The 24,737-nt window shown below is 39.8% G+C and carries 18 protein-coding genes; 13 read left to right on the forward strand and 5 right to left on the reverse strand.

Annotation, left to right across the window (positions count from 1 at the left end):
* The first annotated feature begins 345 nt into the window (after window positions 1-345).
* Window positions 346-3,588 (forward strand): ribonuclease E, encoded by a 3,243-nt coding sequence (gene rne / locus ACT3S9_RS08590; protein ID WP_444750888.1) that lies wholly within the window; start codon window positions 346-348, stop codon window positions 3,586-3,588.
* A 313-nt stretch (window positions 3,589-3,901) separates the two neighbouring features.
* Here the strand turns inward: rne and yejK are convergent, their stop codons facing one another.
* Window positions 3,902-4,918 carry a nucleoid-associated protein YejK gene (gene yejK, locus ACT3S9_RS08595; RefSeq protein WP_441834141.1) on the reverse strand — a complete coding sequence of 339 codons (1,017 nt, stop codon included), beginning with the start codon at window positions 4,916-4,918 and terminating at the stop codon, window positions 3,902-3,904.
* Window positions 4,919-4,980: 62 nt separating this feature from the next.
* Here yejK and ACT3S9_RS08600 point away from each other — a divergent pair, with 62 nt between their 5' ends.
* From ACT3S9_RS08600 to ACT3S9_RS08625, 6 genes are all read left to right on the forward strand, one after another.
* Window positions 4,981-5,193: a YejL family protein gene (locus ACT3S9_RS08600; protein WP_404339866.1), complete on the forward strand. Its 213-nt coding sequence runs from the start codon at window positions 4,981-4,983 to the stop codon at window positions 5,191-5,193.
* 5 nt (window positions 5,194-5,198) lie between these two features.
* A complete protein-coding gene (locus ACT3S9_RS08605) occupies window positions 5,199-6,698 on the forward strand; it encodes a DUF3413 domain-containing protein (RefSeq protein ID WP_441834142.1) in 1,500 nt (499 codons plus the stop codon).
* Window positions 6,699-6,799: 101 nt separating this feature from the next.
* On the forward strand, window positions 6,800-7,273 hold the full coding sequence (locus tag ACT3S9_RS08610) for a DUF4124 domain-containing protein (RefSeq protein ID WP_441834143.1): 474 nt from the start codon (window positions 6,800-6,802) through the stop codon (window positions 7,271-7,273).
* A gap of 69 nt (window positions 7,274-7,342) precedes the next feature.
* Window positions 7,343-9,061, forward strand: coding sequence for a bifunctional isocitrate dehydrogenase kinase/phosphatase (gene aceK / locus ACT3S9_RS08615; RefSeq protein ID WP_441834144.1), 1,719 nt, complete (start codon window positions 7,343-7,345; stop codon window positions 9,059-9,061).
* A gap of 15 nt (window positions 9,062-9,076) precedes the next feature.
* Window positions 9,077-10,015: a LysR substrate-binding domain-containing protein gene (locus ACT3S9_RS08620; RefSeq protein WP_441834145.1), complete on the forward strand. Its 939-nt coding sequence runs from the start codon at window positions 9,077-9,079 to the stop codon at window positions 10,013-10,015.
* 175 nt (window positions 10,016-10,190) lie between these two features.
* Window positions 10,191-10,637: a ferritin-like domain-containing protein gene (locus ACT3S9_RS08625; RefSeq protein ID WP_441834146.1), complete on the forward strand. Its 447-nt coding sequence runs from the start codon at window positions 10,191-10,193 to the stop codon at window positions 10,635-10,637.
* A 91-nt stretch (window positions 10,638-10,728) separates the two neighbouring features.
* Here ACT3S9_RS08625 and ACT3S9_RS08630 read toward each other — a convergent pair whose 3' ends face one another.
* The 4 genes from ACT3S9_RS08630 to ACT3S9_RS08645 form a co-directional block, all read right to left on the reverse strand.
* Window positions 10,729-13,608 carry a TonB-dependent receptor plug domain-containing protein gene (locus ACT3S9_RS08630; RefSeq protein ID WP_441992864.1) on the reverse strand — a complete coding sequence of 960 codons (2,880 nt, stop codon included), beginning with the start codon at window positions 13,606-13,608 and terminating at the stop codon, window positions 10,729-10,731.
* Window positions 13,609-13,774: 166 nt separating this feature from the next.
* Window positions 13,775-14,848 (reverse strand): FecR family protein, encoded by a 1,074-nt coding sequence (locus ACT3S9_RS08635; protein WP_441834443.1) that lies wholly within the window; start codon window positions 14,846-14,848, stop codon window positions 13,775-13,777.
* Window positions 14,845-15,411 carry an RNA polymerase sigma factor gene (locus ACT3S9_RS08640; protein ID WP_441834442.1) on the reverse strand — a complete coding sequence of 189 codons (567 nt, stop codon included), beginning with the start codon at window positions 15,409-15,411 and terminating at the stop codon, window positions 14,845-14,847. The genes ACT3S9_RS08635 and ACT3S9_RS08640 overlap by 4 nt, the downstream gene beginning before the upstream one ends.
* A 115-nt stretch (window positions 15,412-15,526) precedes the next feature.
* Window positions 15,527-16,408, reverse strand: coding sequence for a LysR family transcriptional regulator (locus ACT3S9_RS08645; RefSeq protein ID WP_441834441.1), 882 nt, complete (start codon window positions 16,406-16,408; stop codon window positions 15,527-15,529).
* Window positions 16,409-16,522: 114 nt separating this feature from the next.
* Between ACT3S9_RS08645 and ACT3S9_RS08650 the strand changes: the two genes are divergently transcribed.
* The 6 genes from ACT3S9_RS08650 to ACT3S9_RS08675 all read left to right on the forward strand — a co-directional run bounded on the left by ACT3S9_RS08650 (window position 16,523) and on the right by ACT3S9_RS08675 (window position 24,733).
* On the forward strand, window positions 16,523-17,185 hold the full coding sequence (locus ACT3S9_RS08650) for a peroxiredoxin-like family protein (protein ID WP_441834440.1): 663 nt from the start codon (window positions 16,523-16,525) through the stop codon (window positions 17,183-17,185).
* Window positions 17,182-17,946 (forward strand): haloacid dehalogenase type II, encoded by a 765-nt coding sequence (locus ACT3S9_RS08655; RefSeq protein WP_441834439.1) that lies wholly within the window; start codon window positions 17,182-17,184, stop codon window positions 17,944-17,946. The genes ACT3S9_RS08650 and ACT3S9_RS08655 overlap by 4 nt, the downstream gene beginning before the upstream one ends.
* Before the next feature lie 457 nt (window positions 17,947-18,403).
* Window positions 18,404-19,459, forward strand: coding sequence for an agmatine deiminase family protein (locus ACT3S9_RS08660; protein ID WP_441834438.1), 1,056 nt, complete (start codon window positions 18,404-18,406; stop codon window positions 19,457-19,459).
* Window positions 19,456-20,373: a carbon-nitrogen hydrolase gene (locus tag ACT3S9_RS08665; RefSeq protein ID WP_441834437.1), complete on the forward strand. Its 918-nt coding sequence runs from the start codon at window positions 19,456-19,458 to the stop codon at window positions 20,371-20,373. Before ACT3S9_RS08660 ends, ACT3S9_RS08665 begins: the two co-directional genes overlap by 4 nt.
* Window positions 20,374-20,423: 50 nt before the next feature.
* Entirely contained in the window at window positions 20,424-23,897 is a 3,474-nt protein-coding gene (gene mfd, locus ACT3S9_RS08670; protein WP_441834436.1) for a transcription-repair coupling factor, read from the forward strand.
* Window positions 23,897-24,733 (forward strand): peptidoglycan binding protein CsiV, encoded by an 837-nt coding sequence (locus tag ACT3S9_RS08675; RefSeq protein WP_441834435.1) that lies wholly within the window; start codon window positions 23,897-23,899, stop codon window positions 24,731-24,733. Before mfd ends, ACT3S9_RS08675 begins: the two co-directional genes overlap by 1 nt.
* The last annotated feature ends 4 nt before the right edge of the window (window positions 24,734-24,737 follow it).

Below are 24,737 nucleotides of genomic sequence, written 5' to 3' on the forward strand. Positions count from 1 at the left end.
AAAAAAGCAATGAACAGATAATTTTGTCTGATAGTGACGACGTCAAATACGTCGTTCAGAATTTGCCCGTGTAACACACAAATAGTTAATTTTTTAAATGGCTGACTTCTAGATATAACTGCATTTAGCGTGTTAGTAAAAACACCCTTAGGTTTTATCTCAAATAAGAATTTAATAACGTAATAGAGCGTTATTGTCGCCAGCAGCATAAACATAACAATGTGCAACACAGCCAAGCTCCCCCACAGACCCAGTCGTGAGACTGTACAAAAAGAAGCGATGGGAGCAACTGAACAGGCGATAAGTATCGTCATGTCAGAGACATAAAACTAGTAGAGTAATAATATGAAACGTATGCTAATCAATGCAACGCAGCAAGAAGAAATGCGCGTAGCACTGGTTGATGGCCAGCGCCTATATGATTTAGATATCGAGAGCCCAGGTCACGAACAAAAAAAAGCCAATATTTATAAAGGCAAAATAACTCGTATCGAACCGTCACTTGAAGCCGCCTTTGTAGATTACGGCGCTGAACGTCACGGGTTCCTTCCTTTAAAAGAAATTGCTCGTACATACTTCCCACAAGGCTATACCTTCCATGGTCGTCCGAACATTCGTGATGTGATCAAAGAGGGTCAAGAAGTTATTGTGCAAGTTGATAAAGAAGAGCGTGGCCAAAAAGGCGCCGCGCTTACTACTTTTATCAGCGTAGCTGGCAGCTATTTAGTATTGATGCCAAACAACCCTCGTGCTGGGGGGATTTCGCGTCGGATTGAAGGTGATGAGCGTACAGATCTTAAAGAAGCATTAAGTCGCCTAGAGTTACCAAAAGGCATGGGCCTAATTGTGCGCACTGCAGGCGTAGGCAAAACATTTGAAGAACTTGATTACGACCTTAAAGCCTTATTGGTTCATTGGGAGGCTATTCAACAAGCATCTGATAGCGGTAAAGCCCCGTTTTTAATTCATCAAGAGAGTAACGTGATCTTTCGTGCTATTCGCGATTATTTACGTCGTGATATTGGTGAAATTTTAATTGATAAACCACGAGTTTTTGAAGAAGCAAAAGCGCATATTGAGCGTTTCCGCCCTGACTTTATGAGCCGTGTAAAACTTTATCAAGGTGAAGTGCCACTATTTACTCATTACCAAATTGAAAGCCAAATTGAGTCAGCCTTCCAACGTGAAGTACGTTTGCCTTCAGGTGGTTCAATAGTTATTGACCCAACAGAAGCGTTAACGTCAATCGATATCAACTCATCAAAAGCCACTAAAGGTGGTGATATCGAGGAAACAGCACTTAATACCAACTTAGAGGCCGCAGACGAAATTGCGCGTCAATTACGCTTACGCGACTTAGGCGGTTTAATTGTTATCGATTTTATCGATATGACACCACCGCGCCATCAACGTGAAGTAGAAAATCGCTTAAAAGACGCAGCCCGTCCTGATAGAGCCCGCGTACAAATTGGTAAAATTTCTCGATTTGGTTTACTTGAAATGTCACGCCAGCGCTTACGCCCATCATTAGGTGAAGCGAGCCAAGGCCCATGCCCACGTTGTAGTGGTCAAGGAACAATTCGTTCAAACGAATCAATTGCGTTATCAATTCTACGTTTAATCGAAGAAGAAGCGATTAAAGACAACACCTCACAAGTAAATGCACAAGTACCTGTAGAAGTTGCCGCGTACTTATTAAACGAGCAGCGCCGTAGCGTAAATCGTATTGAAAAACGCCATAGCTGTGATGTGGTGATCGTTCCTAATAAACATATGGAAACCCCTCATTACGAAGTGGTACGTTTACGTAAAGACGAAACCATAGAAACAGCAAGTTATGAACAAGTAATTGCACCTGTGCAAGAAGTCGTAGAGCGCTCTAAAAAGCCAGCAACCCCAGTACGTGAAGAACCGGTATTAAAAGGTGTCGTAATGCCTTCTACACCGGCACCACAAAGTGCATCTAAAACGGTAGAAAAAGCTGCTCAAGCAGGCGCAGAAGTTAGTTTATTTGTAAAACTTGGGAACTGGATAAGATCATTATTTAGCGATGACAGCGAACAGAAAAAGCAGCCATCGACCGATAATAAAGGCACTAGAAACAATAATCATCGTAACAACGATAACCGCCGTCGCAATAACAACCCTCGTCGCCGTAATAACACACGTAACAAACCACGTAATGAACGAGTTAAAGACGAAGAAGTTAAAGATCAAAATAATACAGCTAACGCGTCAACTAATACCGATCAATCGCGCGACAGAAACGAAGGCCGTAATAAACGTCGTCGTAATCCTAATCAACGCAAACGTAATGAAAACCGTAGCGATAATAAAGCTGAGGTAAAGTCAGAAGCACCAGCTAAAGAAGCCGCTGTTGAGCCGAAGGAACAAAAGCCTAAAGTTCGTCGTCAGCGTCGTAATATTCGTAAAAAAGTGCGCATTCAAGATGAATCAGCAGAAACAGCGAATACAGTAACTACTGAGCAATCTGTTGAACAAGTAGCTGAAACTAAACCGGTAGTAGAAAATACTGTCGAAAACGCAGTTGAGTCGAACGTTGAAAACAAAATTGCAAGCAAAGTTGAAAGTGACAATACGTCAACATTAACTAGCGATTCAGAAACAAATACTCAAGTAGAACAGCCAAGTACTGATTCAGTAGAAACAAGCTCTGACGAAGCACCAGCTCGCACACGTTCACGCCGCTCACCTCGCCATTTACGTGCCGCAGGACAGCGTCGCCGTCGCCCTGAAGGTGAATCTGACGAAGTACTTTCTACAGAGCCTCCAGCATTTATCCCAGTTGCTGATCAGGCTGCTGCTGAATATGAAGCTGAGTTAAAAGCTAAAAAATCTGCTGAACAAGAAGCGACTACACAGCAAGCAGTAAAAGCTGAAGAACCAGTAAAAGCCGAAGATCCAGTAAAAACTGACGAACCAGTTAAAACTGACGAACCAGTGGATACTGAAGAATCAGTGAGTACTGAAGAACCAGTGAAAACTGAAGAGCCAGTTAAAACTGACGAACCAGTGAATGCTGAAAAACCAGTGAAAACTGAAGAACCAGTGAAAACTGACGAACCAGTGAAAACTGACGAACCAGTGAAAACTGAAGAACCAGTTAAAACTGAAGAACCAGTGAAAGTTGAAGAACCAGTTAAAACTGAAGAACCAGTGAAAACTGAAGAACCAGTTAAAACTGAAGAACCAGTGAAAACTGCAGAACCAGTGAATGCTGAAGAACCAGTGAAAACTGACGAACCAGTGAAAACTGACGAACCAGTGAAAACTGACGAACCAGTGAAAGCTGAAGAACCTGTGAAAGCTGAAGAACCTGTGAAAGCTGACGAAGCTATTAGTGCGGTCACATCAGAACAACATACTAAAACAGCAGTTGCCCAAGGTGCAGCGAGTGCGCCAATGGCACAGCCGACACCAGTAGCAGATAGTGCTTCTCAGCCTACTCCTACAGCCATGGCACATGACAAACGTGAACTAATACCAGATAGTGGTTTACGTGCAGGCTCTATTAAACCTGCAGGTCGTGCAAATGCTGCAACGACAAAAACCTTGAGTGCTGAATAACACTCCAAGTTTAGCTTAAAGCAAATAAAAAGCCGCGTTAATTAGTTAACGCGGCTTTTTTGATATTCGTAAATTTGGCTTTATGAAAAAGAAAGTTTGTTTCTAGTAGATCATATCTGCTCTTACAGTTTCGATGAGTAGGATTGGACTTTACCCGACAGGCTGTAACAGCTGAGCTAATAAGTGAAGAAAAATTACTTAATTTGCTACTCTATTGGCTATTCAACTTCTAGTTAGTTGAACCAAAAAAGCGAAGTGCATTCACTTCGCTTTAAAATAACTCAAATTAGCTTAAAGCTTTTACCTTGCAATCTTAATCTTGCTCTTTTTCCATAAATCGCTGTAATTGGTCTTTTAGGTTTGGCGGTATTCCTTTGATAACTAATGTATCGGTTGCTTCGTTGTACATTACTCGCTCGCCTAAATGTTTGCGCTCAAAACTAACACTTACACCACCACCAAGGCCTGAGAATTTAACCATGTTGGTAACTGTTTTTTTATCAACCGGGAATGACTCTTCCAAGTCATAGCTTTGCTCTTTACAGAAGCTTTCAAACGGGTTGTCATCGCCTTTGGTTAGCGTGCTTGATAAATCACTCACATTGGCTTCTTCACCAGTGGTTACGCAGTCATTGCAGTAATCGAATACTTGTTTACGTAACTCGTCTTTTTCGGTTTTATCAAACTGTTGCTCTGATAAGTAATCATCAACAGCGCCAAGCATTACTTGGCTTTGCTGCTTAGGATCAATGCCTTCTTCACAACCTAGAAAATCTAAAAAGAAATCGGCAACTTTGCGCCCTGCTCTGCCTTTGATAAACGAAATATAACGATTATCTTCAGCTTGTGTATCCCATGCGGTTAAATCAATACGGGCTGCAAGTTGCATGCGAGAAATATCTAAATGCCGTGATGAGGCTAAATCAAGCTCTGAAGTGATTGAGTAATGCTCTTTTATGTTGATCATCGCAACCAATAAATAATCACTAGCCACATATTGATAATGGCAAAAAACTAAATAGCCGGTTTCGTTAAAAGCATATTTATTTAGCTCTTCTTTAAGCACTTCTGTTGCTTGCTCAGTCATATGCCAAAAGCCAAGTTCGTCGTTACGATAGCTTTGCATTGCAGAAGCCACAATGCTATTTTTTTCACCGCTAAAGGCACAGTAGCCTTTGCCTGGTTTACCATTATATGCGTGATGTAGCTGCTCAATGAAAATCGATACTTTTTCATTAATAGCCATTTCATCATTTCGTAAGTGAATTTGCGTCTCATCGTCTTTTTTGTCTACATAGTGAACGACTAACTTTTTAACATCTGTTGTCATCTTTGTTTTTCACGCCTCTAGTGTTAAAATACGAGAATATAACTCTTTTATTGAACCAACTGATGCCTATCTTATCAAAATATTCCAATGACCAAGTAGAACAAATCGTCGATCAGCTAATTGATGTGCTAACAGAACACAATGCACCGGTTGATTTAAGCCTTATGTGTTTAGGAAATTCTATCACGCATATCTTAAAAGAGCATGTACCAGCAGCAAAAAGGCAAGCCGTTGCTGATAACTTTGCAAAAGCGCTAGCGCAATCGGTTAAATAGACTTTATGAATTTATCGCAGCACAATCAGTTCTCATCAAAAGCAAGCCAATTATTAAGTTGGGGCCATTGGTTTACCTTTGCAAATATTGGTTTAGCGCTTTTAATTAGCTTAAGTTATTTATTTGCAGACTCAGCGCCCTCCACCTTTATAGGTGCTATTTATATGCTAGTAACTTGGTTAAGCCATACTAGTTTCATTATTTTTATTGCGTTTGTGCTAACCATATTTCCACTTAGTTTAGTATTCCCTTACCCACAGCATATTCGAGGCATGGCAGCCGTTTTATCAACCTGTGGAGCATCTTTACTTACACTTGATGCCTATGTTTATTTTAATCTTGGGTATCACCTAAGTAGTTCAGCACTTCCTGAAATAATTACTTTATTGTGGCATCGTATTACCAGCTCGCCAGCACTTACAACACTACTTGCTGGCGGTATTGTGATGCTTATTTTAGCCTTTCAGTTACTTGCCAGTAATTATACGTGGCACCATTTAGCGCGTTTAAAGCAATATAAGTTTGCCCGCTATGCCAGTTCCTTTTTACTGGTGTGTTTTGCAATGAGCCATAGTATACATATTTGGGCTGATGCAAATTTAAAGTTTGACATTACCAAGCAAGATAATGTGTTACCGCTTTCTTACCCAACGACTGCGAAAAGCTTATTGGCTAAAAATGATTTACTTGATATTGAAAGCTACAAACAAGCACATAATGTTAGGTTAAATAATCAAAATATTAATTATAAGGCATCTTTACCATTAGAGCGCTGCGAAGCTTTTACGCCTAATAAAGTAGATGTTTTAGTATTTAGTAATCAACAAGCCCTCATAAACTTTACCAAGCAACATGAAGCTCTGTATTCAACTGAGCAATTTTTACAACCTATTGCTAGAGAAGATAGTTTGTTTAGCTTAATTTATGGTTTACCCGCTTATTACAAGCCTGCGCTCATGCAAGAGCAATCGCTACCCATCTGGTTAAATAAACGTAAAAGTATGGTGGTGTCTGGATTTGAAAGCTTTGCATACATAAATACTGTATCAACCATCGAAGATGCAGCTATTCGTATAGTAAAAGCCGATGAAAATAGTACGGTGCGGACAGACAGCACTCATTTATTTGCTTTTGCGATCGCCCCAAATAGTAAAGATATTGTTACTACTACAACCTTATATAGTAATGATAAAAAAATTACTCATGTTGAAGGACTTATACAGCCAAGTGATATTATTGCGACCATTTTAAGTAAGTATTTTAATTGTCAGGCATTGGCTGCACAAACTATGCTTGGTGTAGATTTATACAAAAAACAAAATGATATGGGCGTTAATTATTCTCAAGGTGTGTTTATAGCCTATAAAAAAGACCGTATTACTTTAATTGATTCAGACGGGAATTATAAAAATATTTCTGCTGCGCAAGGTTTCTCAATTGAACAGGGCCTTGATATTCCATTTTTAGTACAAAGCATTAAAAGTCTAAAGCGTTTTACTAAATAAAGTTTTATTTGGTAATTAAAATAGCCTAGCTTGCGAGTTACATAAGCTAGGCTATAGTTGATCAATTAAGGACAAACGATCATCTAGGGACCCAGATGCTAATGAAAAGACTCACCATACAGCTGGTATTCTTTACAGTTATAAATACTGCAAGTGCCAACGATACGACTCATTATTATAAGTGCACTACTGACAAAGGTACAACATTTAGTCAACTTCCTTGCAGCCCAAACGCTACCAAACATACATTAATAAACCACACAGCCAACCAATCTCCAAAGCAAGATCATATAAAAACACTCAATAATATTGAACGTACGCAGACCATTCGTAATCTTAACGGCGAAATTCGTAGTAAAAAACATGAAATTGCTATTTTAAAACGCAATCTAGACCGCGCCAAATATCAGCAACAACAGCGTACTAAACGTATTTTAAGTGAGGATGAAACCAAGCGAATCAAAAAAGATATTGTTAAAAAAATTGCACAACTCGATACATCATTTAAGGCAGCGTTAAAAAGTAAAAAGAAACAACTTGCTAAATTAGAGAAGCAACTAGCAAGGTACAAATAAACGCTTGGGTTTTACTATTTTTTATCATAACCTTAATAAAAATAGTATGTCTCTATTAAGGATATTACAATGCAGCCCCAGCAAGTTGCAGACTTAATTTTAAACGGATTTAAAACCCACTATCAGCTATTTCAACAGATCACAGCAACAGCACCTAGTGCATTTGCGAAACAAGACTGGGCCTGCATGCATGACATTAACAGCTTACGCATAACCTATTATGATGATCGGGTAAACGAAACAACCGAAAAGCTAAAACAAAATATACATAATAGCCCCTTTTGTACTGACAAGTGGCATAGATGTAAGCAAATTTATCAACAATATCTAACCTTTCACCCTCAAGCTGAACTGGCTGAAACTTTTTATAATTCTGTGTTTTGTCGTCTTTTTCATCATCGTTACTTTAACAATAACTTTATCTTTGTCACCACAACGCTTGCAAATGAACCCGCACTACCAGTAGAAGCTGAATACAGAAGTTACTTTCCTGTAGTTGATGGGTTGCGGCCAACGATACGTAAAATACTAAATCAATATGACTTCAAAACTCCGTATGTTGATCTTGATCGCGATATTCGCCTATTAGTTAAAGCTTTTTATAATCAAGCTCCCGACACTCATCATCAAGCATCACAGATGCGCTTTGATATTCTGCAAGCCCCTTTTTTTAGAAATAAAGCCGCTTATATAGTTGGCCGAGTAGTATCGCAAAGCGGTATACAGCCTTTTATTATTGCTATATTGCATCATAAAAACCAAGGGCTTTATTTAGATGCGCTACTGACTAAATCATCTCAAATGCGTGTGATATTTGGTTTTGCCCGAGCTTATTTTATGGTTGAAACACACGCACCTTCGGCACTGGTACGTTTTCTAAATCAGCTCATGCCTAACAAAACACTGGCCGAGCTTTACAATGCAATTGGCTTTCATAAACAGGGAAAAACTGAGTTTTATCGCGAACTTTTAAACCACTTACAAAATTCTAATGATGACTTTGTCGTCGCGCCCGGAACACCCGGAATGGTGATGATGGTATTCACCCTGCCCTCATTTGATTATGTATTTAAAGTCATTAAGGATACTTTCGGTGAAAGCAAGCCATTTGGTCGCGACACTGTATTAAAACGCTATCAATTAGTTAAAAACCACGACCGTGTTGGCCGCATGGCAGACACCATAGAATACTCCAATGTAGTGTTTCCACTAGCGCGATTTAAACCGCCATTACTAGCACTATTAAAAGAAACCATTGGGGATTCAATGAGTATTGAAGGTGACCTGTTAATAATAAAACACCTCTATATTGAACGGCGCATGACACCGCTTAATCTATATTTACAAAGCGCCAATAAAGAAGATGCAATAAGCGCAATTACAGCTTATGGCCAAGCATTAAAAGAAATGATTTCGGTAAATATCTTCCCTGGTGACATGCTGCTGAAAAATTTTGGTGTGAGTAAACATAAACGGGTTATATTTTATGACTACGATGAGGTACAGTACCTTACAGACATGAGATTTAGGGCACTACCAAAAGCTAAAAATTATGATGACTACTTAACTAACGAACAAAGTTATTCAGTAGCTCCTCAAGACGTATTCCCTGAGCAATTATGTACCTTTGTAATACTTAACCCTAAATATAAAACGGTTTTTACTCAGGCTCACCCTGAGCTACTCAATGTAGGATATTGGCAACAAGCGCAAAAAAATATAAAAAATGGCGTGGTTAGTCATATTTATCCCTATCCAGACAAACAACGGTTTATCCATAGTTGGTAAACCCAAGGACAGACAATGAATATCAGTAAAATAGATTTAAATTTACTCGTTTATCTTGATACCTTACTGCGCGAATGTAACGTCACTCGCGCGGCTAACCAACTAAGCATTACACAGCCAGCTATGAGCAACGGCTTAAAACGCCTGCGTAATTTATTTAACGACCCAATTTTAGTGCGTACCAGCGATGGCATGGTCCCCACAGAACGTGCTTTAGAGTTACGACCGGTGATCCGCAGCATTTTAATGACATTAGAAGAGACTCTCGCCCCCAACCGTGATTTTGAAGCTAGCCAAAGTAAACGGGTATTTCGTATTATGGCAAGTGATTACGCAGCCAGTACATTAGCCCCCCGCCTATTGAGTAAGTTACACGCAGAAGCGCCAGACACGACCCTAGATATACTTACTCCAAGCGATGTCACATTTCACGATGTAGAAAACGGTAAAGTCGATATGGCCATTAACCGTTTCGAAAACCTACCGCAGTCTTTTCACCATAAACAAATATGGAAAGACAGCTTTTGCTGCTTAGTTAAAGCAGATAACCCAATCATTGAACAATTTAGTTTAGATAGTTACTTAAAAGCACGACATATTTGGGTAAGCAAAACGGGCTTTGGTGTTGGTGTTGGTATGGATCCTAAAGATGTGCAAAAACTTGGCTGGGTTGACGAAGCTCTGGCTCGCTTTGAGAAGCACCGAAATATTGCCACTTTTACTCGTAATTACCATGTTGCGATTCACTTAGCTAAAGAGCAAAACCTGGTAGCCACTCTGCCCTCAAAAGCAGCCAATATTTATTTGGACGATCCTGGCCTAACTATTTTAGAACCTCCTTTTCCAATCCCGCCGTTTGAGCTTGATATGATTTGGAGCCCACTACTTCACCGTGATGCCAGCCACATTTGGTTACGCCAAAAGGTAGCCGAAGTCGCTGAGGAACTAAAGTAACCCCTCACTATTACATGTACTTCTGTAAAATATGCTCAGTGATTTATTGACACGCCGAGCATACCCACAAAAAATCTCTGTAAATCAAAACTTTAAAATTATAAAAATCATGGAATGACCTTTGCTTTTGACTAGGTGAATATATTATTTCATTAAATTAAAAGAGGTCATTATTATGAATAACCATCAAGGAAACGAAGCAACTCATATCACTGACATTATTCAAGTAATGAACAGCGGCATCGACTTTTATGAAAAAGCACAGGAGAAAGTAAAAGACCCTGCCATTAATTCACTTTTTCAGCGCATGATTGACGCCCGAAAAGTAAGTGCTGAACAACTCCAGCCTTATGCGATCAATGAAAAAGGTCAGCGCGAGGATGGCTCGTCTTTTTCAGTAGAATTACGCAGTGCTTACACAACGCTATTGACTAAATTTAGCAGTGACAATGACGATACTTATGTCAAAGAACTTGAAGAAGTCGAAGACAGAACTATTGAAGAGATTAAAGCAGCCATGGATAAACCACAACCATCTGACTGTGAAGCAGCGCTGGCAAAAACCTTACTAACCATACAGAGTTGTCATGCTGAAATGAGTCGTATGCAAAAAAAACTATAGTTTTATAAATATATCATGTAATCATAAAAGGGCCCTGTGGCCCTTTTAAATTAAATATCTTTGACTTTAAATAATGAGATATAAATATTATTTAAAAACGATATTCAGCACCTAAGTAATAATAAGCACCATTATAACCAAACGGCGCTGAGCGGCGAGAATATTCAAAAACCCCTGTTGAATTCACTATGGTATTACCTGAAGCATCTACAATAGTACCTGCTCGTGAGTTACCAATTTCGTTTTTATCCGGATATACATCAAATAGGTTATTAGCGCCAATATTTAATGATAAGTTATCAGTAACAAAGTAATTAATTTTTACATCAGTAAGGATCTCAGCGCCGTAAGTTTGGCGTCCACCATCTTCAACTGTGTATTCACCATAACGATTTAACGATAAATTTACCGTCCAATCCTCAAGCTTATATAGAGCACTTAAGTTTACCCGATCCTGTGGTTGCCACTCTTCGATGATTGATGTTTCTTGAGATGAAAATACATCTTCAACCGGTATTGCCTCAAGGCCACTACCTGCCGGTGTAAATAAATCCACCACATCGGTTTCAGTAAAGTTTGCCGCAAGAGTAAAATCAAGCGTGCCGCCTAATCCTTCAGTATTCCACGTTGCCACAAAGTCTACGCCTTGAGTTTCCGTATCAGCCCCATTTAAGAAAAACTGACCAGCCCCTGCTCCCGAGCTTACAAGTGCAGCATCAAGTGTTGATGATAAGCCTTTACCTAAGCGATTACTAATCACAATTCGATCGTCGATATCAATCGAGTAGTAATCAACCGTGATATTAATATTGCTTGTCATATTATAAACAATACCAAGACTGTAATTTTGTGATTTTTCTTCTTTAAGCTCTGGAATACCAATACTTTGTGCAAGTGTACTGTCGTTTCTAAATGTGCCTACCTCTTCTGCAACAAGGTCGCCATTTGAATCAACAACAAACTGCGTACTAATATTATTAAAGTATAGTTGCTGCATAGATGGCGCTCTAAACCCTGTACTAACCGCACCACGTAACGACACATCATCTGTCATTGACCAGTTACCCGCTAACTTAAAGTTAACCGTGTCACCAAAGCCTTTATAGTTATCATAACGCAGCGCGCCGGAGAGAATCACATCGTCAATAATGTAGGCCTCAGCATCTAAATAAAACGAAATCACATCGCGAGACTCATCTACCGATGATGCCGGTGATGAACCACCAAAACCTTGCGTGCCACCGGCAGCATTTTCACTACCAACACCACCGCTGAGTCCTTCATAAATGTTCGCACCGTTAATGCTATCATAATCACGGTAGGCGTATTCACTGCCTTCTAGAATACGGTACTCATCGGTACGTAGCTCCGCGCCCATCGCCAGTGAATAATCATCATAATCTTTTGTATAATCGAGATTTAAGGTTTGCAATGATAATTCCATGCCATAAGCGTAAGCTTCTCGAGGAATGCCGGCACGAATTTCATCAGCACTTAATCCTTGCTCATAGCGTAGTAAATTAGCGTATGAGCCATTAATGGTATCACTGGTCGTATAATCTATACTATTTTCACCATAAGTATATGAAAAATCTAGGCTTGAACTGTTATTAAATTCTTTTTTAAAACCAAAGTTATAAGATACATCATCAATAGTCGTATTTATTTTTGGTAAAAAGCCAAGAGGAATAGTTGCATCACCATCTTGTAAAACTGGGTTGCCATCCGCATTTGCATTATGGCGGAAAAATGCCGCTGATTCGTTATCACGACTTGAATAGGTAATAAAACTATAAAGCTCACCACCAGCAAACTCATATCCTGAATTAACAATTAAAGAGAATTGCTGAGAATCTGCATCACCAATTCTAAATGTGTCACGCTCTACGGTTAACTCACGCGGATCGCCAGCTAAAAGCGTACCATCGTCAAGCTCAGTACAACCATAAAACTGACAAGAACCATGTAAACCAGCACGGTTAGTTGGGGCACGATCGCGGTAGTTAATTGTCGTATTTAGGTAGCCATCATCACCAAGGGCAAAGCCTTTGTTAAAATCCACATTAACAGTTTCGCCATCACCTTCTGAGTATTGACCATAATTAATCGCCGCTTTACCGCCTTCTTCAGCATCTTTTAAAACAATATTTATTACACCCGCAATAGCATCAGAGCCATATTGTGCCGCTGCGCCATCACGTAAAACTTCAATTCGTTTAATTGCGGCCGCAGGAATCGCATTCATATCAGTGCCCGCAGTACCGCGCCCTACAGAGGTGTTAATATGAATTATACTGGCTTGATGGCGACGCTTACCATTAATAAGTACTAAGGTTTGATCTGGTCCTAAACCACGCAATGTGGCAGGACGAAGAGCATCGGTGCCATCACTAATTGATGAACTTGAAAAGTTAAATGAAGGTGCGATAGCTTGTAACATACGGCCCACTTCAGTTTGACCTGTATTTTCAAGTGCCTCAGCACTTAAAATATCGACAGGAACAGGTAAATCTTCCACTGAACGCCCGGCTACACGGCTACCGACAATAGCGATTTTTTCTATGTTTTCATCTGCGCCTTGCTCTTGTGCATTAACCGCTTGGCTATTGGTGGCCATTAAAAGAGGTAATACAGCAGCACTGACTCCTGAAAGCTTTTTCATGTTGTTATCATTCCTATTGATTTGTTTGAGTTTTATACTCAGTAAACCATCTTGATCAACAACCGCATCGAGTTCAGTTCGTTCTAACATAGTGGTAAGTGCATCTAGCTGTGAATAATACCCAAACACAGATTGAGCTTGGTATTGTTTAGCTAAGTCAAAAGAAAAAACGATTGTTTGTTCTGTCTGTTTTGCAAATTCTATTAATGCTAGGTCTGCTCGCTGGGCTTTTATATCAAGTTGTATCATCGGTGCATTTTCGGCTATGGCCTGAGTACTATAGCTTATTGCTAAAGCAAGCAAAGGCATTAACCCACATCGAGTATACGTTTGGTTACTGCGCAGTTTATACAAACAGCTCACATAGAAAAATCCGCTACATTTAAACTTCTTTTTTTTAATTATTTTTTTACTTTTCGTTTTAACCATAGCAACATCTTAATTTGATTATTGTGATTACTTAACTTCTCACCGCCTAACTATGATCGCCCTGTTTTAGACTAACGATATGCTCGCCTAAACGTTCATGCTCGATTGCGAGGTTGGCCTGTAAACTATCTAATAAACCAATAATATCCCCAGCCTTGAATACGCCTGCCACTTTTAAACTTCCTAAAGCGGGATCAGAAAGCTTAAAACGAGTTGCTGTATACCGGCTTACTTCCTGTAATGCTTCACTTAATGGCTCACCATTAAAAATCAACATGCCTTGTTGCCATGCAAGATCTCGCTGTATATCATCAACTGATAATCGGTTAATACTTTTTGTTTTACTTTCTTTAATTAATACTTTTTCACCAGAGGTGACAATACTAGCATTAATAATTTTTACTTTTTCAGTATCATTACTGGCACCTTGAAGTGCGGCAAAATCACTCGCATTTACTTCTATATTGGGCGCAGTGATCATCACTTTACCTTCTGTAACCACCAGCTCTAAATCATTGACTGCATTGCGTTGAACATTAAAAACCGTCCCTAATGCAGTGAAATCTTTATCACCCGCCATTACAGTAAATGGTCGCGAAGCATCTTTGGCAACATTAAAACGTCCTTCACCACGAGTTAAAATAAGTTGTCTGTGGTTTTGAGTATAAGCAACTTCTAACAAACTATTGGTATTGAGTTGAACGATGGTGCGATCTGGTAACACGTAAGTTGCTTGCTCGCCTACTTTTGTACGATAAATTTTACTATACTTAGCTTTCATTTTTTCATTATCAGGCCATACACCTAAGTTAATAAACATAAAACTAGCCAATAATAAAAATGCAAAAAAGCTTGCCACCATAGTGTACCGTGTAAAAAATGGAGACTTAGTATTAATTGATTTATTTGGAAATAAACTACTTAGCTCATTAAGCACACTCATGTCGTCCCAGAGTTGAGCAAGTTCAAATACAGCGTCTTGATGATGAGAGCTTTGTGCAACCCATACTTGAAAACCAGCTCTTTCTTTTTGGCTTAAGCCTCTATCCATAGCACTTATCCAGCGACTGGCTTGAGCTTGAATGGCGTCTTTAGACGAAAATTGATGAATGTTACTCATTTTCCTACCCTCCTAGCAGGAGCCTGCCCTTGTTCACTAAACGACCGTGGCCGGCCAATATGTTCATGAGCATGCATGTACTGCATTGATTGCAATAATCCTTTAGCAATATGCTTTTCAACTGTACTTTCACTGAGCTGCATTTGTTGAGCGATTTCTTTTTGACTCATACCGTAAACTTTTTTCAAAATAAAGCATTTACGTATTGGTTGGCTTAATTGTTCTGTTGCTCGGCAAAATAATAAAAAGCGTTCTTTTGAGGTAACTTCGTCTTCTAACTGCAATGAGCTTAATGCCTGCTGATACTCACTACTTTCTTCAAGTGAATCATTATATTTATTATCCCATTTAGCAACATGATTGAGCGCTAAGTGCTTTGCTGTTCGAAGCATATAACTACGGGCATACTTAATATCTTTTTTTAAATCAGCCTCATAACTTTTAATAAACGTTTCTTGAACAATATCTTCTACATCATCCGGTGCAACAATTCGCGAAACAAATCGACGTAACTGTGTCGACAGTCCTAAAAAAGAGGCCGTGAGTGAATTTTTTTTTGTCATCCTTAACCACTTATTTTTATTGATATTAAGCTTAGATTACGAGTTTCACCGTTAATTACAAGATAATTAGTTAAACTTATATTTATTTTGCTACCAAAAGTTAACTTCTTCCCATTTAACTCTCAAATAATGACCGCATAAACTCATAAAACACTTCTGTTTTTCGAGTAGTTAAACTATTTTGTGGTCGTAGAAACCATACTGGTGCATGGTTGTCAGCTAAAACCCCCGGTAGTACTTCTAATAAATGACCTAATTTCAGTTCTTCATCAATAGCAATTTTAGATTTAATTGCAATACCATGTCCGGCAAGTGTTGCTTGCGTCATATTGTCGGAGTTTGAAATAGTAAAACGAGTATTAGCATTAAAGTTAACGATTTCGTTGTTGCTATTTTGCAGCCTTAGTTGACGCTGCCACGGTAAGCAGACCCAATAATGCTCATTTAATTGCGCTATATTTTCAGGCATACCATATTTTTCAACATAACTCGGCGCAACACATAGTATTCGATGATTATTAACTATTTTCCTAGAAAGCATCGCTGAGTCGTTCAGTTTACCAACACGAATAGCAACATCTTGCGCGTCATCGACTACATTGACAAAATTATCTGAAATCAAAAAATCTAGCTTTATATCTGGATATTGCGCTTCAAAATCACTTAACTTTGGCATCACAAACTTCGAAAACACCCAAGGCGGCATGGTAACTCGCAGCAAGCCACTGACGGATGATCCCTTTGCACCGATAGTGTGTTCAGCATCACGTAGCGCCTCTAAAATAGCGCCAACACGCCGATAAAACACCTCACCGGCAGGTGACAAACGAATGCGCCTACTATCTCTAAACACAAGCACAGTGGACAATTCACGTTCAAGCTTACTTAACCTGTGACTAACAGTTGCTGGTGATAACCTTTGCGCGCTTGCAGCAGCAAGCACCCCTTTATTTTCAACTACGGCTATAAATGTTTCGAGGTCACTAATGCTATACATATACCCTCTCACCTCTGTTTAATATTTTCGAATACAGCTTTTAGTTTTTCACTGTTTATTTAAATAAGTAAAACACTATACTCAATAGTAGTTCAACTTAGTAAGGAATTCATTATGAATTTAACTGCACAGATTGCAGCTTATGAAGAGCAAAAAAAAGCTAAAATGCCAAGCGATATACTTGAGGTAATGAACCAGACCACAGAACAACTGATCTCAAAGCATATTTCCGACAAAGCCCTTCGTATTGGTGATAAAGTTGCTGATTTCACTTTACCCGACCAAAACGGTACAGCAATAAAGTTAAGTAACTTACTAGCTAAAGGCCCCATTGTAGTAAGCTTCTACCGTGGCGAATGGTGTCCTTACTGTAATTTAGAACTTAAAGCATTTAACGCTCTACTTCCTGATTTTAAAGCGCATGGGGCTGAGCTTATTGCAATTTCACCGCAGTTACCTGACTCATCACTCGATACAGTACAAAAAAATGCACTAGAATTTATCGTACTTTCGGATGTAGGCAATAAAATAGCTGAGCAATTTGGCTTAGTATTCACTCTAGATGAACGTTTAAAACCAATTTATGCAAAGCTTGGGTTAGATCTCCCAAAAAGTAATGGGGATGATAGTTATCAGCTACCCTTACCTAGTACTTATGTGATTAATCAACGCGCAGAGGTCGCCTATGCATTTGTATCTGAAGATTATACACAGCGCGCAGAGCCAAATGATGTGCTTAACTTATTTAAAGGAAATTTAAAGGAAATAAACAAATGAACGTACTTAAAAAGTTTAAATCAGTAGCACTAGGTTTACTAGTCACCAGTACTCTTGTAGGAGGTAATGTAATGGCAGAACAAACAGAGGCCACCCAGCCCAAAGTAATTATTTTTGATGTAAACGAAACGCTACTCGATTTAGAGTCAATGCGTGCATCAATAGGCGAAGCATTAGGCGGTCGTGAAGACTTATTGCCACTGTGGTTTTCAACTATGCTCCATCACTCATTAGTAACAACCGCAATAGGCGATTACCAAGATTTTGGTGAAATTGGTGTTGCATCACTATTAATGGTTGCTCAAAACAATGGTATTGCATTAGATGCTGAAAAAGCCAAAACAGCAATTGTCACACCGCTATTAAGCTTACCAGCCCACCCTGATGTTAAAAGTAGCCTACAAATATTAAAAGATAGAGGGTACAAGCTAGTAAGCCTTACCAACTCTTCAAATAAGGGTGTAAAAGCACAGTTTGAAAATGCTGGGCTAACTGAACTTTTTGATGCTCGTTACAGTATCGAAGATATAAAAATTTATAAGCCAGACCTAAGAGCTTATGAGTGGGCGCTTGAAAAATTAGATGTAAAGCCTGAAGAAGCACTACTCGTAGCCGCTCACGGATGGGATATTGCCGGTGCAAATGCCGCGGGATTAAATACTGCTTTTATAGCACGCCCAGGTAAAGCACTATTTCCACTAGCTCAAAAACCTGACTTTAACGTGAAGGACTTAACTGAGCTGGTCGAGAAACTAAAATAATTCACTATAAATCATGAACTTAAAATAGACAAAAGTGCTCAAACCGATGTTTTCAAGCTTCATATCTAATAAGGGAAGCTAAAAAGAACTACGGTTAATATCGTCATACAAGCTAAAAATCAAGGGCAAATAATACGTTTGCCCTTTTTTATGGCTTAAACAACAACGAGTAATTTAAACACTTGAGCGCGAGTATTAACTAATATAAAGAGGAGATCGCAAAGAGTAATTAAAAATTAATCGAGTTTGAGCAGTATTCCTTATTATTTAAAGCTATTAAAGACAGTGGCCAAGAGCTCGCTGTACTCGCAAGTCTTCGCGCACAAACACGGCAATTAAAAGAAACTAACCAGAAGTCTCCCGAGCAACCACTAAATGATAACTCAAAACCATGAAATAGCTGACATCCTTGGCTAAAATGCTAAACTAACGCAACCTTTATTTGTTTATTACTTTCATGAACTTTAGACTATTACCCGAATGGGCTGAACAAGATGCAATTATGCTCACTTGGCCCCATCAAGACACTGACTGGGCAGATAACCTAGCCAACGTTGAGCCTGTATATATTTCCTTGTGCCAACATATTGCTGCACGCCAAGTTCTAGTAATTGTGGCTCATGATCAAGCCTTAAAAAACCACATTAACAAGTTGCTGACTAACGCTAATGTCGCGATGAGTAATGTGCGCTTTGTTATCACGGCTTGTAACGATACTTGGGCGCGAGATCACGGCCCACTAACCTGCAGCAATATTAACGATACTAGTCAGTTAAGAATAATGGATTTTACCTTTAATGGTTGGGGTAATAAGTTTGCAAGCACACTTGATAATCAAATAAATGCCGTGTTAGTTAAACAACTTGCAAATAGCAGTAATGATTATCAAGCCGTTGATATTGTACTGGAAGGTGGCGGTATAGAAATTAACGAAGCCGGTGTATTACTAACCACTAAAGCGTGCTTACTTAACCCTAATCGTAACCCACTATTAAGCCAAGCGGATATAGAGCAAAGTCTCACTAAACACTTAGGAGCAAGCCAATTTTTATGGCTTGAGCATGGCTATTTAGCTGGTGATGACACCGACAGTCATATTGACACCTTAGTGCGTTTTGCGCCAAATGATACTTTGCTATACGTAAAGTGTGATGACCAAAACGATGAGCACTTTAACGCACTCAGTGCGATGCAAAGTCAATTGAAAACCTTTAAAACCAGCAAAAACACCCCATATACGCTTATAGATTTACCCTGGCCAAAGCCTGTGTTTAATACTGAAGGCGACAGATTACCAGCCACCTATGCTAATTACTTAATTATCAATGGCGCCGTATTAGTGCCTACTTATAATGATAGCAATGATGAGCTTGCCCTTAAAAAAGTTCAGCAAGCTTACCCAGAACATCACATAATAGGCGTTAATTGTTTGCCTATTATTCATCAATTTGGCAGCTTACATTGCATTACCATGCAATTACCTCGTGGATTTTTAGTTGGAGCGACCCTATGAGCCACTCTAAAATAGTAAATGATGCACTCACTAATGTATTTACTGTTGCATTAGTTCAGCAAAGTAACAGCGATAATGCCGATGAAAATATGGCAAAGTCAATCGCCGGTATTCGTGATGCTGCAAGCCAAGGAGCTGAGCTTGTAGTACTACAAGAACTGCATCGTAGTTTATATTTTTGCCAAACCGAAGACGTAAACACATTTGATTTAGCAGAAACGATTCCTGGCCCAAGTACTGAAACTCTTGGTGCAATAGCTAAAGAGTTAGGTATTGTGATTGTTGCCTCATTATTTGAAAAGCGTGCAGCGGGGCTTTATCACAATACCGCAATAGTACTTGAAAAAGACGGCAGCATTGCCGGTAAATATCGTAAAATGCATATACCTGATGATCCAGGTTTTTATGAAAAGTTTTACTTTACCCCAGGAGACTTAGGTTTTGAGCCAATTCAAACCTCAGTCGGTAAAATTGGCGTATTAGTATGTTGGGATCAATGGTTCCCAGAAGCCGCCCGTTTAATGGCAATGGCAGGTGCTGAGCTACTTATTTACCCGACTGCTATTGGTTGGGATCCCCGTGATGACAGCGCCGAGCAAACTCGTCAACTAGACGCTTGGGTAATTTCACAACGCGCCCATGCAATTGCAAACGGCGTGCCTGTTATAAGTGCTAACCGCGTAGGCCACGAAATCGACCCCAGCGGACAAAGCGAAGGTATTCAATTTTGGGGTAACTCGTTTATTGCAGGCCCACAAGGTGAATTACTCGCTAGTGCAAACAGTACTGACGAGCAACAATTAGTGGTGCAACTTGATCGAAAACGTACCGATGACGTAAGACGTATATGGCCATATTTACGTGACCGTCGTATTGATCATTACCACGACTTAAGCAAAATATACCGCGACTAAACAATATTAAAATTCGCGCAGCAAAGACTGCGCACGTAAAGGAGTAATAAATGGCGTTTGCGCAATGGGCAGCCTTGCCATGGGTAAAATCTCAAGCTGATAAAATTCAATGGGGGCAACTCACTGGCAGTGGTTTAAGTATCGCGATTGCCGAAGGTGTAAAGCAACATTCTGATTTAGTGGTTATTGTTACCCCTGATACACCAAGCGCGTTGCGTCTTGAAACAGAGCTTGAATACCTTTTACCTGAAAACCCAGTAATGGTTTTTCCTGACTGGGAAACACTGCCTTACGATCATTTTTCGCCTCATCAAGATATTATTTCTGCTCGCCTGGCGACTCTTAATACACTAAAAAAAGAACAACAAAGTGTATTGATTGTGCCGGTTTCAACGTTAATGCTGCGCACCGCACCGGCCTCATTTATTTATGGTTCTACTTTAAACTTTAAGCTCGGTGATAAACTCGACACTCACACTCTACGCGACAACTTAGAACAAGCAGGTTATTTAAACGTACAACAAGTGATGGAGCATGGCGAGTACGCTATTCGCGGATCGATTGTTGATTTATATCCAATGGGCAGCCCGCACCCGTTTAGACTGGATTTTTTTGACGATGAAATCGACACCATTCGCTTATTTGACGTTGAAACTCAACGTTCTGATGAAAAGGTTGATAGAATTGAGCTACTTCCGGCTCATGAATTTCCAACTAATGAAGCGGACGTAGAACGCTTTAGAATTAATTACCGCGAACAATTTGGCGCAAGTGCAGAACAAGACTCTGTTTATATGCAGGTTAGCAAAGGTACTTGGCCTGCAGGTATTGAATACTACATGCCGCTGTTTTTTGATGGCTTAGCAACTATATTTGACTACTTGCCAAACAACACCACATTTATGCAGCTAGGTGATTTACAACACGCCGCTGATCAATTTTGGCATGATGTAAACGTACGCTATGAAAACCGCCGAGTTGACCCACTTAGGCCGCTGCTTGCGCCTGAATCCCTGTATCAACCGATTAATGAGTTATTTTCAAACTTAGGTAACTTTGCCCGTATTCGCTTAAGCCAAGCTAAGCTCGGCACTAAAGCAGGCAATACCAATTTAGCAAGTAAAGAACTACCAACTGTTCGTATTGACCATAAATTGCATGAACCTTATCAAGCATTTATTAATTATGTAAGCGAGATAAAAAAGCAAAAAGGCCGTATTTTACTGTCGGTTGAATCAGACGGACGCCGTGAATCTCTATTAACACTCATTCGCCCTAGTGGCTTAAAAGTGAAAGAGTTTGAGACCTTTAGCGACTTTTATCACAGCAGCAGTGATGTTGGTTTAGTTGTATCGCCTCTTGAGCAAAGTGTGGTGCTTAGTGGCAAACCAACCCTTGCAATTATTACCGAACAAGAACTTCTCGGTATTAAAGTTTCCCAGCGCAGACGCCGTAAACACAAATACGAAGCAAGCCAAGATGCGTTAATACGTAACTTGGCTGAGCTTAAAGTTGGCCAACCCATTGTGCATCTTGATCATGGTGTCGGTCGTTATCAAGGTTTAGAAACCATTGATGCCGCAGGTGTTGTTACTGAGTTTGTCACCATTAACTATGCTGGTGAAGCCAAACTTTACGTACCTGTTGCCGCGCTGCACATGTTAAGCCGGTATTCTGGTGGTGAGGAAGCAAGCGCACCACTTCATAAGCTCGGCTCAGATGCGTGGGAAAAAGCAAAAAAACGTGCCGCTGAAAAAGTCCGAGACGTAGCCGCCGAATTACTCGACATTTATGCTCAACGCCAAGCAAAACCAGGCAATGCATTTAAGCTCGATAGCAGTGCATATCGACAATTTAGCGACAGCTTCCCATTTGAAGAAACAGACGATCAGCGTAATGCTATTGAGGCCGTCATCGGCGATATGCAAAGCAAACTCGCCATGGACCGATTAGTATGTGGAGACGTAGGCTTTGGCAAAACCGAAGTTGCCATGCGCGCTGCTTTTACTGCTGTTAACGATGATAAGCAGGTTGCTGTACTAGTGCCAACCACCCTGCTTGCCCAGCAGCACTTTGAAAATTTCAAAGACCGCTTTGCTGATTTCCCTATAGAGGTAGGTGTATTATCGCGTTTTAACTCAACTAAAGAGCAAAAAGACACTTTAGAAAAAATGGCCAATGGCAAACTAGATATCGTTATTGGTACACATAAACTGATTCAACAAGATATCGTTTTTAAAGACTTAGGCTTATTGATTGTTGATGAAGAGCACCGCTTTGGTGTACGCCAAAAAGAAAAAATAAAATCACTTCGTGCTGATGTCGATATACTAACACTCACTGCTACGCCAATACCTCGAACACTCAACATGGCCATGAGCGGCATGCGTGACTTATCTATTATTGCCACGCCACCGGCAAAACGCTTAGCGGTAAAAACCTTTGTGCGCCAACGTGATGCCGATTTAATACGCGAGGCAGTATTACGGGAAATTAAACGAGGTGGACAAGTTTATTTTTTACACAACAATGTCGAAACCATTGACCGCGTAGCACAAGAAATAAGTGAATGGGTACCTGAGGCTAGTGTGACATCAGCCCACGGGCAAATGCGTGAACGTGAGCTTGAGCAAATCATGGGTGATTTTTATCATCAAAAATATAATGTCTTGGTATGTACCACCATTATTGAAACCGGTATCGACGTACCGACCGCCAATACTATTATTATGGATAGAGCGGATAAACTGGGCTTGGCACAATTGCACCAATTACGTGGGCGTGTTGGACGCAGCCATCACCAAGCCTATGCCTATTTATTAACCGGCAACCCTAAAGCACTTTCTAAAGATGCCCTAAAACGACTCGAAGCTATTGAATCACTTGAAGACCTAGGCGCAGGCTTTGTCCTTGCAACCCATGATTTAGAAATTCGTGGTGCAGGTGAGCTACTAGGCGATGATCAGTCAGGTCAAATGCAAACCATTGGCTTTAATTTATATATGGAAATGCTCGATCAAGCAGTTAACGCCTTAAAAGAAGGTAAAGAGCCGACTCTTGAAAACTTATTACAGCAGCAAACTGAAGTCGACTTAAAGCTACCAGCACTATTACCTGCTGATTATATTCATGATGTAAATGCCCGTTTAGGTATCTACAAACGTGTAGCAAGCTGTGCTAACCTTAATGATATGGACGAGTTGCAGGTAGAGTTAATCGATCGCTTTGGCTTATTACCCGACGCAACTAAAAATTTATTTAGTTTGCAACAGCTAAAGCTTAAAGCAAGTGCGATTGGCATTAATAAAATTGAAGCCAACCCCAAGGGGGGTTATTTTGAGTTTAGCCAACATACTAAGGTTAACCCAAGCTTCATTATTGGTTTGATACAAAGTGCACCGCATATCTATAAAATGGATGGTGCCAGTAAGTTACGTTTTGCTATTAGTGAGGCAAACCCTCATGAACGCTTAAAAATGGTCACTGCAATGATTGCAGATTTCGAGAAAAAGGTTAGCCATTAATGTCGTTAAAAAAATATCTTCTGATACTTTGCTGTGTATTTAGCAGTAGTGCATTTGCAGAGCGTTGGTTTGAAGTGGAAGTGCTTATTTTCAAGCAGCGTCAAGCCCCCTACTTACAAGAAGACTTTAGCTTAAAACACGAAAAAATTACCGCTAATAATCAATTAGACTTATTAAGTCCCTTGTATTCAAAGCAAGCACAACAAGCATGTATTAATGGCGACAGCCGCTTTAATTCTTCATCATTTACTGACTCATTAGTTAGCGCAGAGCGTTCGAATCTCTGTGATGACAGCGTAGATTATGTAAAAAGCTACGACAGCCTTCCGTTAACTCCTGATGCACCAGCAAAAGATAATATGATCGAACCTTACTTACTAGCACCTTCGCAACTGAAGTTTAAAGCCCAGCAACAAGCATTAAAGCGAAAAGGTTTAACGCCCATACTACATACCGGTTGGCGCTTTGAGGGAAAAAGTAAGTTTCGCGCGCCAAGTGTTCACTTATTTGGTGGCGAGCAATTTAAACCACCTCGTATTATCAACCAAAATGCGCAAAATAATTCAAGCTTTATTAGTTTAATGGATAACAGTAATACTGGGTTTAATACACAGCCTGAGATGGTTTCTTCTTGGGAGTTAGATGGCCTATTTAAGATTCATTTAAATCATTACCTATACATTACTGCTGATTTTGATTTAGCTGACAAATTACCAACAGGGGATATTGAAAAAGCACGTTTTTCTCAGTTCAAACGCGTAATTAGTCACGAAATTCATTACTTTGATCACCCAAAGATGGGCATGATTGTACAGATAAGAAAGTTTAAGCATTAGGAAA

This window comes from Pseudoalteromonas sp. AOP31-A2-14 (assembly GCF_052378035.1).
Taxonomy (GTDB): Bacteria; Pseudomonadota; Gammaproteobacteria; order Enterobacterales; family Alteromonadaceae; genus Pseudoalteromonas.

What these genes read in the sequence shown, in the direction of transcription:
- rne (WP_444750888.1), top strand. Translation starts at nt 346, where the DNA reads ATGAAACGTATGCTAATCAATGCAACGCAGCAAGAAGAAATGCGCGTA.
- yejK (WP_441834141.1), bottom strand. Translation starts at nt 4,918, where the DNA reads ATGACAACAGATGTTAAAAAGTTAGTCGTTCACTATGTAGACAAAAAA.
- ACT3S9_RS08600 (WP_404339866.1), top strand. Translation starts at nt 4,981, where the DNA reads ATGCCTATCTTATCAAAATATTCCAATGACCAAGTAGAACAAATCGTC.
- ACT3S9_RS08605 (WP_441834142.1), top strand. Translation starts at nt 5,199, where the DNA reads ATGAATTTATCGCAGCACAATCAGTTCTCATCAAAAGCAAGCCAATTA.
- ACT3S9_RS08610 (WP_441834143.1), top strand. Translation starts at nt 6,800, where the DNA reads ATGAAAAGACTCACCATACAGCTGGTATTCTTTACAGTTATAAATACT.
- aceK (WP_441834144.1), top strand. Translation starts at nt 7,343, where the DNA reads ATGCAGCCCCAGCAAGTTGCAGACTTAATTTTAAACGGATTTAAAACC.
- ACT3S9_RS08620 (WP_441834145.1), top strand. Translation starts at nt 9,077, where the DNA reads ATGAATATCAGTAAAATAGATTTAAATTTACTCGTTTATCTTGATACC.
- ACT3S9_RS08625 (WP_441834146.1), top strand. Translation starts at nt 10,191, where the DNA reads ATGAATAACCATCAAGGAAACGAAGCAACTCATATCACTGACATTATT.
- ACT3S9_RS08630 (WP_441992864.1), bottom strand. Translation starts at nt 13,608, where the DNA reads ATGCCTTTGCTTGCTTTAGCAATAAGCTATAGTACTCAGGCCATAGCC.
- ACT3S9_RS08635 (WP_441834443.1), bottom strand. Translation starts at nt 14,848, where the DNA reads ATGAGTAACATTCATCAATTTTCGTCTAAAGACGCCATTCAAGCTCAA.
- ACT3S9_RS08640 (WP_441834442.1), bottom strand. Translation starts at nt 15,411, where the DNA reads ATGACAAAAAAAAATTCACTCACGGCCTCTTTTTTAGGACTGTCGACA.
- ACT3S9_RS08645 (WP_441834441.1), bottom strand. Translation starts at nt 16,408, where the DNA reads ATGTATAGCATTAGTGACCTCGAAACATTTATAGCCGTAGTTGAAAAT.
- ACT3S9_RS08650 (WP_441834440.1), top strand. Translation starts at nt 16,523, where the DNA reads ATGAATTTAACTGCACAGATTGCAGCTTATGAAGAGCAAAAAAAAGCT.
- ACT3S9_RS08655 (WP_441834439.1), top strand. Translation starts at nt 17,182, where the DNA reads ATGAACGTACTTAAAAAGTTTAAATCAGTAGCACTAGGTTTACTAGTC.
- ACT3S9_RS08660 (WP_441834438.1), top strand. Translation starts at nt 18,404, where the DNA reads ATGAACTTTAGACTATTACCCGAATGGGCTGAACAAGATGCAATTATG.
- ACT3S9_RS08665 (WP_441834437.1), top strand. Translation starts at nt 19,456, where the DNA reads ATGAGCCACTCTAAAATAGTAAATGATGCACTCACTAATGTATTTACT.
- mfd (WP_441834436.1), top strand. Translation starts at nt 20,424, where the DNA reads ATGGCGTTTGCGCAATGGGCAGCCTTGCCATGGGTAAAATCTCAAGCT.
- ACT3S9_RS08675 (WP_441834435.1), top strand. Translation starts at nt 23,897, where the DNA reads ATGTCGTTAAAAAAATATCTTCTGATACTTTGCTGTGTATTTAGCAGT.